This is a genomic window from Actinomadura sp. NPDC047616, assembly GCF_040642915.1.
Classification (GTDB): Bacteria; Actinomycetota; Actinomycetes; order Streptosporangiales; family Streptosporangiaceae; genus Spirillospora; species Spirillospora miaoliensis.
In genome coordinates this window covers 140,505-148,017 of record NZ_JBEYTB010000020.1, presented here as the reverse complement: position 1 = coordinate 148,017, position 7,513 = coordinate 140,505, and the positions used below count along the sequence as shown (strand labels likewise).

The window sequence follows — 7,513 nt, the reverse complement described above, 5'->3', positions numbered from 1 at the left end:
AGACCCCCAGGACTCAGCGCCCGACTGAAACTCACCCTCAGCTACGCCGGATTCCTCCTGCTCACCGGCGCTCTCCTACTGGCCGTGGTGTGGGTCTTCGTGCTGCGCCACGTACCCGACGAGGACCCCGGATCCATCCGGAGGAAGTTCGGCGGCGTAATCATTGTGAGTACCAACCGCACCGAGCTCCTGCGCGGCTTCGCCCCCGCCGCGGCCGCCGCGTTGGTCTTCCTCCTGCTGTTCGGTCTCCTGGGAGGATGGATTCTCGCCGGCCGGATGCTCGCCCCCCTCACCCGGATCGCAGACGCGGCACGGATGGCCGCCAACGGATCACTGTCCCACCGAATCCGGCTACCAGGCCGCAAAGACGAATTCCGCGAACTCGCCGACGTGTTCGACGCCATGCTCGAACAACTCGAATCCCACGTCACCCGGCAGCAGAGATTCGCCGCGAACGCCTCCCACGAACTGCGCACCCCGCTGGCGATCTCGCAGACGCTCCTCGACGTCGCCCGCAACGACTCCACGGGGGGCCAGGGGGAACTCATCGAACGCCTCCGCACCGTCAACGCGCGGGCGATCGACCTCACCGAGGCCCTCCTGCTGCTCAGCCGCGCCGACCGCGGGAGCTTCCCCCGCGAGCCCGTCGACCTGTCCCTCATCGCCGAACAAGCCGCCGAAACGCTGCTTCCCCTCGCCGAAAAGCGCCAGGTCACGCTCGACGTCACCGGCGAGAAGGCACAGACCCTCGGCTCCGCGGAGCTCATCTTGCGGATGGTGACCAACCTCGTCCAGAACGCCATCGTCCACAACCTGCCCACCGGCGGCACCGTAACCATCCACACCGAATCGCAGCACGACGCCAGCGTGCTGCGGGTCGACAACACCGGCCAACGCGTCCCGCCGGACCTGGTACCGACCCTCACCGAACCCTTCCAACGCGGAACCCAACGCACCCGCACCAACGAACACGCCGGCGTCGGCCTCGGACTGGCCATCGTCCACAGCATCGTCCAAGCACACGACGGAACCCTCCACCTCACACCCCGCCCCACCGGCGGCCTCCACGCCACCATCCGACTCCCCAGGGGAGATGGAGACGCGGACCGGCGGCCGTTGGAGTCGTCACACCTGCCCCCGGGGCGACTTGAGCTGAGCGTTCCCGACCGGCCCGCGCTTCGCCGCTATCGGGGAGACGCACCGATGCGAAGTGTGCAGGTCCATATCCCGTGGGGCACCGTCAAACGGACCGCGGCACAACTGGGCGGGCATGCGATGGACTACAAGAGCAGGGCACACGCGGACGTATGGACTCGGTGGACTGCGCCGAGTGGGCCTTGGTCGCCCCCGTACGACGCTTTGCTGGCGTGGCTGCGCGGACTGCGGAGCTTGGTGTGCTGACCGTGCTAGCGGGACGTCGCCGAGTTGGTGCGGGTGCCGGCGGCCTGCACCGTGCCAGCGACGTCCTCGTCGGCGCGGCGACCATCGGTTTTCCTCGGGGCCGCCGGACGGTCTGGCGCGCCGGTGTGCCTCTCGTGCGGCGGGGATGGCGCTGAACGACTGGGCCGACCAGGGAATCGACGCGGTCGAACGTCCCGAGCGCTCCATTTCCTTCCGGCCGGATCGCTCCAGGGCAGGGCCTCGCCGTCGCTGTGATCCTTCGCCGCCCGGCCGACCGTCGGAGAGGGGGGGACCATGATCAGTCAGCGGGTGGTGGTGTGCGCTCAGGGTCGGTCGAGCAGGTCAGAAAGGGACGACCAGCCCGGAGAAGGCGACATATGGTGACCGTTCTCCCTCCCCATATGTCGCCTTCTCGTTCAGGCGGTGACGCGGGCCAGCACTGTCCCGCCGACGATCAGGGTGAGCGCCGTCATCCGGCCCGCCGAAAGGGCGTCGCCGTGGAGAACGGCGCCCAAAGCGATCGCGCCGACCGCGCCGATGCCGGTGAAGACCGCGTAGGCGGTGCCAACGGGCAGTGTGTTCATGGCCTGGGAGAGCAGCCAGACGGCCGCGGCCATCAGTGTCAGGCAGACCAGCGTGGGGACCGGCCGGGTGAAGTTGTGCGTCGGTTTGATGCTCTGCGACCACGCCACTTCCACCAGCCCGGCCAGTACAAGGATCAGCCAGTTCATCCGGCGGCCTCCTTCAGCGCGGCCGCCAGGGACTCCTCGTGCCGGTCGCGCAGGTGCGCCAGTGCCGGGTCGATGCGGGCGTTGACCAGTTCGGCGTGGATGAACGTCACGTCCTCGACGCGGAAGTGGCCCTTGAAGAAGTCGCGCAGGTAGCGCTCCTGGTGGTCGTACGGTTCGCGCGGCGTGCCCGGGCCGTACGCGCCGCCGCGCGCGCTGGCCACCACGAACGCGCGGCCCTCCAGCGACATCTTCGGGAACGTGATCTGGTCGATCCAGGCCTTGAGCGACGAGGGGATCGAGTAGTTGTACATCGGCGTGCCGATCAGGACGACGTCGGCGGCCACCACCTCGGCGAGCAACGGCTCGACGATGCTCCACGCCTCGCGCTGGGCGGGGGTGCGGACCGCCTCCGGGTAGCGGGAGATGTCGGTGATCTGGTGTTCCAGGATGTGGTCGCACAGCTCGGTCCACGCCTCGCCGATGTGCGGGACGGGCTGGGCGGCCAGGTCACGGTAGACGTACCCGGCCTGCGGGTGGGCCGCTCGCCAGGCCTCGGCGTACACGCTCGACAACCGCCGCGAAAACGACGTCCGGCGCGCACTGGCGTCCAGGTGCAGCAACATGGTCTCTCCTCCACTAAACGGACGCTGTGTCCACATAGATTAAGTGGACACAGCGTCCGGATACAATCCCAGACATGGAGAGAGCCGACGCCGCGCGCAACCGCGCCAGGATCCTGGAGGCGGCCGCCCTTCTCTTCGCCGAGAAGCCGCCGCAGGACGTGACGATGGACGACATCGCCAAGAAGGCCGGCGTGGGCCGGGGCACGCTCTACCGCCGCTACCCGGACCGGGCCTCGATCGCCGTCGCGCTGCTCGACGAGCACGAGCGGGACCTGCAGGAGCGCATGCTGCGCGGCGAGCCGCCGCTGGGCCCCGGCGCGCCGCCCGCCGAGCGGCTGGCCGCCTTCTACGCCGCCATGGTGCGCCTGCTGGAGGACCACCGGCACCTGGTGCTCGGCGCGGAAGTGGGCCGCTCCCGCTTCGAGGCCGGCGCCTACGGGTTCTGGCGCGCCCACGTCCGCGCGCTGCTCGCCGCCGCCGCCACACCTGATCCGGACGCTCTCATCGACGTCCTGCTGGCGCCCCTGGCCCCGGAGGTGTACGGCTACCAGCGCGAAATCCTGGGCCTGACCCCCGAGCAGATCACCACAGCACTGACCAGGCTCACCAGGACACTTGGCCCTGGCGCGGGACCTCCGCCTCGATCACCATGAAGGAAGACGGTGTCCGCCATGTCCCGCGACGAGGGCGCGGCGTCGGCGGATCGAGGCGGGAGCTGATCTCGCGACCTGCCCGACGCCGAGCCGGTCACTCTCACGCCGCCTGTCGCTGAGCTCAGCCCCAGGTCAGGAACCGGTAGTGCAGTCCGGTCGACGACTCCTGCCATGGCCCCACGGAGTCCGGCGAGCGCCCCACGGCCGGCGCGTACGTGTCGCCTTCGAAGAACTCCCGGATCTCGGTCACCACGATCCGGTCCGCCAACGGCAGCGCCGCCCGATACACGGCCGCGCCGCCGATCACCCACACGTCCCCGGACGCCGCGGCGAGCGCCTGCTGCAGGCCGGGGAACGTCTCCACGCCCTCCTGCGGCGTGCGGGACAGCACGAGATTGCGCCTGCCCGGCAGCGGCCGGTACCGCGGCGGCAGCGACTGCCATGTGCGGCGGCCCATGAGCACCGTCGCGCCCGCGGTCAGGGAGCGGAAGTGCTTCAGGTCCTCCGGCAGGTGCCAGGGCAGCGTGCCGTCGCGGCCAATGACGCCGTTGGCCGACTGCGCCCAGACGAGCCCGATCACACCGCCACCGGTGCCTTGATGGCGGGGTGCGGGTCGTAGCCGTGGAGCGCGAAATGCTCGTAGGTGTAGTCGAACAGGCTGTCCGCCGGCTTCAGGCTCAGCGTGGGGAACGGCCGCGCCTCACGTGCGAGCTGCGTACGGACCTGGTCCTCGTGGTTGTCGTAGATGTGACAGTCGCCGCCGGTCCAGACGAAGTCCCCGACGTCGAGGCCCACCTGCTGGGCGATCATGTGCGTCAGCAGCGCGTAGCTCGCGATGTTGAACGGCACACCGAGGAACAGGTCCGCGCTGCGCTGGTAGAGCTGGCAGGAGAGCCTGCCGTCGGCGACGTAGAACTGGAAGAACGCGTGGCACGGCGGCAGCGCCATCCGCGGGATGTCGGCGACGTTCCACGCGGACACGATGATCCGCCGAGAGTCGGGGTCCTCGCGCAGCGTGCGCAGCACCTCGCTGATCTGGTCGACGTGTCCGCCGTCCGGGGTAGGCCACGACCGCCACTGCACGCCGTAGATCGGGCCGAGATCACCGTCCGGCGCCGCCCACTCGTCCCAGATCGTGACGCCGTTCTCCCGCAGCCATGCGACGTTCGCGTCCCCGCGCAGGAACCACAGCAGCTCATACGCGATCGAGCGGAAGTGCACCTTCTTCGTCGTGATCAGCGGGAAGCCGTCGGACAGCCGGTAGCGCAGCTGATGACCGAAGATCGACCGCGTGCCCGTGCCGGTCCGGTCCTTCTTGCGGACGCCGGTGTCGAGCACATGGCGGAGCAGGTCTTCGTACTGTGTATCCGGCATGCTCGCAAGCCTAGCCACCTCCACAGGGCGCGGCACCTGACCAGGGGCCGAACAGAATCCGCAGGTCGAGACGCCCTCAGTCCTCACAGGACCGTCGAAGTACGGGCACGGCTCAGACATGCCGAGTCCTCGCAGGTGTCGGCCGCCCTGCGGGACAGCCGTGCGGTAGCGGGCGCGTCGGTGGGTGGCAGTCCTCACCGCTGGGCCGGCTGTAGTCGGCCGTCACCCCGGCTGGGGCCTTCGCGGGTGAGTCGTCAGGTGTTGCCGAGGCCTGCGGTGATGCCTCCGTCGACGAGGAATTCGGCGCCGGTGGAGAAGCTGGACTCCTCGCCGGCCAGGTACACGACCAAAGACGTGACCTCGTCGGGCAGGGCCAGGCGGGTCAGTGTGTTCTGGGTGCGGTCCACCTCGCTCGCTCCGTTCTCGGCCGCCATACCGGCGATCATCGGGGTCAGCACCGCGCCGGGGTGGACCGAGTTCACGCGCACGCCGTCGGAGGCCAGTTCCAGGGCGGCGGACTTGGTGAGGCCGCGCAGCCCGTACTTGGAGGCGGTGTAGCCGTGCATGCCCGCCACGCCCCGCATGCCGGCGGCCGAGGAGATGTTGATGACCGAGGAGGGACGGGCCGTCACCAGCGCGTCGCGGGCGGCCGACAGGCCCAGGAAGGCACCGGTGAGGTTGATGTCCAGGATCCGCCGCCACTGCTGTTCGGTGTAGGTGCCCAGCGGGCCGCCGTCCAGGATGCCGGCGTTGTTCACCAGCACGTTGAGGCGGCCGAACCGCTCCACGGTCTCGGCGACGGCCGCCTCCCAGTCCCGCGACCGGGTGACGTCCAGATGGACGTAGGCCGCCGCGTCGCCCAGTTCCTCCGCGAGCGCGCGGCCCGCCTCGTCGGCGATGTCTCCCAGCACGACCTGCGCGCCGTGCTCGACGAACGCGCGGGCATGTGAGGCGCCCATGCCCGATGCCGCTCCGCTGATGAGCGCCACACGCCCTGCCAACCGTCCGTTCATGCCGTCCTTCCTCCTTGCGCGTCGTGAGCGCGGCCCTTGCCGCCTGTCGCAGCGAGTGGGTGTGGGTGACTGCCGTCAGGCGAGGACGCAGTGGGTGAGGGTGAAGATCGTCGGCATGCACTTGTTGCAGTGGATGCACAGCGACCTGGTGGCGGGCTCTTTCTGAATACGGTCGATCAGGTCGGGTTCGCGCAGCAGGGCGCGGGCCATGGCGACGAACTGGAACCCCTCGGCCATCGCCCGGTCCATCGTCGCGCGTTCGGTGATCCCGCCCAGCAGCACGAGCGGCATCGTCAGGGCGGCCCGGAACTGGCGGGCGCTGTCCAGCAGGAACGCCTCCCGGTAGGGGTAACTGCGGATGAACTTCCCGCCGACCAGCTGGATGCCCAGCCGTTGCGGCTGCGGGAAGGTCGCGGCGAACTCACGCACCGGCGCCTCTCCCCGGAACAGGTACATCGGGTTCAGCAGGGAACTGCCCGCGGTCAACTCCAGGGCGTCCAGGCCGCCGTCCTGTTCCAGCCACTGGGCGACCTGGAGGCTTTCGTCCAGCCAGAGGCCGCCGGGCACGCCGTCGTCCATGTTGAGCTTGGCGAGGATGGCGATGCGGTCCCCGACCGCATCGCGGACGGCGCGTGCGACACCGCGGGCGACCTTGGCGCGGTTGGCCAGCGACCCGCCGTACCCGTCCCGACGCTTGTTGATCTTCGGGCTGAGGAACGCGCTGGTGAAGTAGTTGTGCCCCATGTGGATCTCGACCGCGTCGAAGCCCGCCTCGACGGCCAGCAGCGCGGCGTCGGCGTGCGCCCTGGTGATCCGCTCGATGTCGGCGGCGGTGGCCGCGCGGGTCCGGCGCAGGCTCAGCGGGCTGATCGACCCGGAAGGCGCCAGGGCGGGCAGGCCGTTGGACGCCGCGTTGGCGACCGGCCCGGCATGCCCGATCTGCGCCGAGACGGCCGCCCCTTCGGCGTGCACCGCGTCGGCGAGGCGACGCAGGCCGGGCAGCGCCTCGCGCCGCATCCAGATCTGGTCGCGCTCGGTCCGTCCCTCCGGGGCCACCGCACAGTAGGCCACGGTCGTCATGCCGACCCCGCCCGCGGCGTGCCGCCGGTGGAACTCGATCAGGTCGTCGGTGACCAGCGCGCCCTTGGTCATGCCCTCGAACGTCGCGGCCTTGATGGTGCGGTTGCGCAGGGTGAGCGGGCCGAGCCGGGCCGGTTCGAACACGTCGGGGATGGCGTCTTCCTTGTCGATGGGGTCCATGGGCGGGTCTCCTCGGGACGGTCTGGCTGTACGCGAACTACGCGACACACAGCAGTCAATCACTGATTGACGACTATTTGGAAGGCAGCTTCCGCGAGGATCGCGCTTCGCGCACGCCAGTCCTTGGTCAGCCGGTGACAGCCCTCCACTGCTGCCGTTGCACGGCTCGGGGCCCGGTGTCACCAGATGGCGCGACTTCCGCACGAACTGGCGACGTTCGCCGAGCACTTCCGCCCCCGCCGACGCTGGTGCCCTTCTCCTGCGCCTTCCCGCCCGGCATCACCTCCGCGGTCATCGGCATGGCGGAGGGCGCCCTCCCCCACCACCTCGCCCACCAGCGCGACCGCGCGCAGATCACCGGCACGAAGGTCAAGGACGATCCGGGCTCGTCGTCGACGTACCGGTAGTTGACGTTGAACCGCGCGGGGTTTTGTGCGCGCCCAACAGTCCCTCCAGGT

The 7,513-nt window shown here is 69.8% G+C and carries 9 protein-coding genes; 3 read left to right on the top strand and 6 right to left on the bottom strand.

Annotated elements, in window-relative coordinates:
• A partial coding sequence (locus ABZ801_RS36190) for a HAMP domain-containing sensor histidine kinase (protein WP_360707006.1) occupies positions 1-1,401 on the top strand: 1,401 nt, incomplete at its 5' end.
• A gap of 416 nt (positions 1,402-1,817) precedes the next feature.
• On the opposite strand, the gene ABZ801_RS36185 is transcribed toward ABZ801_RS36190, so the two are convergent.
• Complete coding sequence (locus tag ABZ801_RS36185; protein WP_360707003.1) at positions 1,818-2,132, bottom strand: multidrug efflux SMR transporter; 315 nt, start codon at positions 2,130-2,132, stop codon at positions 1,818-1,820.
• Positions 2,129-2,755 carry an NAD(P)H-dependent oxidoreductase gene (locus ABZ801_RS36180; protein ID WP_344939458.1) on the bottom strand — a complete coding sequence of 209 codons (627 nt, stop codon included), beginning with the start codon at positions 2,753-2,755 and terminating at the stop codon, positions 2,129-2,131. The genes ABZ801_RS36185 and ABZ801_RS36180 overlap by 4 nt, the downstream gene beginning before the upstream one ends.
• Positions 2,756-2,829: 74 nt before the next feature.
• Between ABZ801_RS36180 and ABZ801_RS36175 the strand changes: the two genes are divergently transcribed.
• Positions 2,830-3,408, top strand: coding sequence for a helix-turn-helix domain-containing protein (locus ABZ801_RS36175; protein WP_360707000.1), 579 nt, complete (start codon positions 2,830-2,832; stop codon positions 3,406-3,408).
• 121 nt (positions 3,409-3,529) lie between these two features.
• On the opposite strand, the gene ABZ801_RS36170 is transcribed toward ABZ801_RS36175, so the two are convergent.
• The 4 genes from ABZ801_RS36170 to ABZ801_RS36155 all read right to left on the bottom strand — a co-directional run bounded on the left by ABZ801_RS36170 (position 3,530) and on the right by ABZ801_RS36155 (position 7,055).
• The gene (locus ABZ801_RS36170) at positions 3,530-3,988 is read right to left on the bottom strand and encodes a dihydrofolate reductase (RefSeq protein WP_360706996.1); all 459 of its coding nucleotides are present in this window, start codon (positions 3,986-3,988) and stop codon (positions 3,530-3,532) included.
• Positions 3,985-4,782 carry a thymidylate synthase gene (locus ABZ801_RS36165; RefSeq protein ID WP_344939463.1) on the bottom strand — a complete coding sequence of 266 codons (798 nt, stop codon included), beginning with the start codon at positions 4,780-4,782 and terminating at the stop codon, positions 3,985-3,987. Before ABZ801_RS36165 ends, ABZ801_RS36170 begins: the two co-directional genes overlap by 4 nt.
• 254 nt (positions 4,783-5,036) lie before the next feature.
• Positions 5,037-5,795, bottom strand: coding sequence for an SDR family oxidoreductase (locus ABZ801_RS36160; RefSeq protein WP_360706992.1), 759 nt, complete (start codon positions 5,793-5,795; stop codon positions 5,037-5,039).
• A gap of 75 nt (positions 5,796-5,870) precedes the next feature.
• Positions 5,871-7,055 carry an NADH:flavin oxidoreductase gene (locus tag ABZ801_RS36155; protein ID WP_360706989.1) on the bottom strand — a complete coding sequence of 395 codons (1,185 nt, stop codon included), beginning with the start codon at positions 7,053-7,055 and terminating at the stop codon, positions 5,871-5,873.
• 248 nt (positions 7,056-7,303) lie between these two features.
• Between ABZ801_RS36155 and ABZ801_RS36150 the strand changes: the two genes are divergently transcribed.
• Positions 7,304-7,462, top strand: a complete 159-nt coding sequence (locus ABZ801_RS36150; protein ID WP_360706986.1) for a hypothetical protein — start codon at positions 7,304-7,306, stop codon at positions 7,460-7,462.
• The last annotated feature ends 51 nt before the right edge of the window (positions 7,463-7,513 follow it).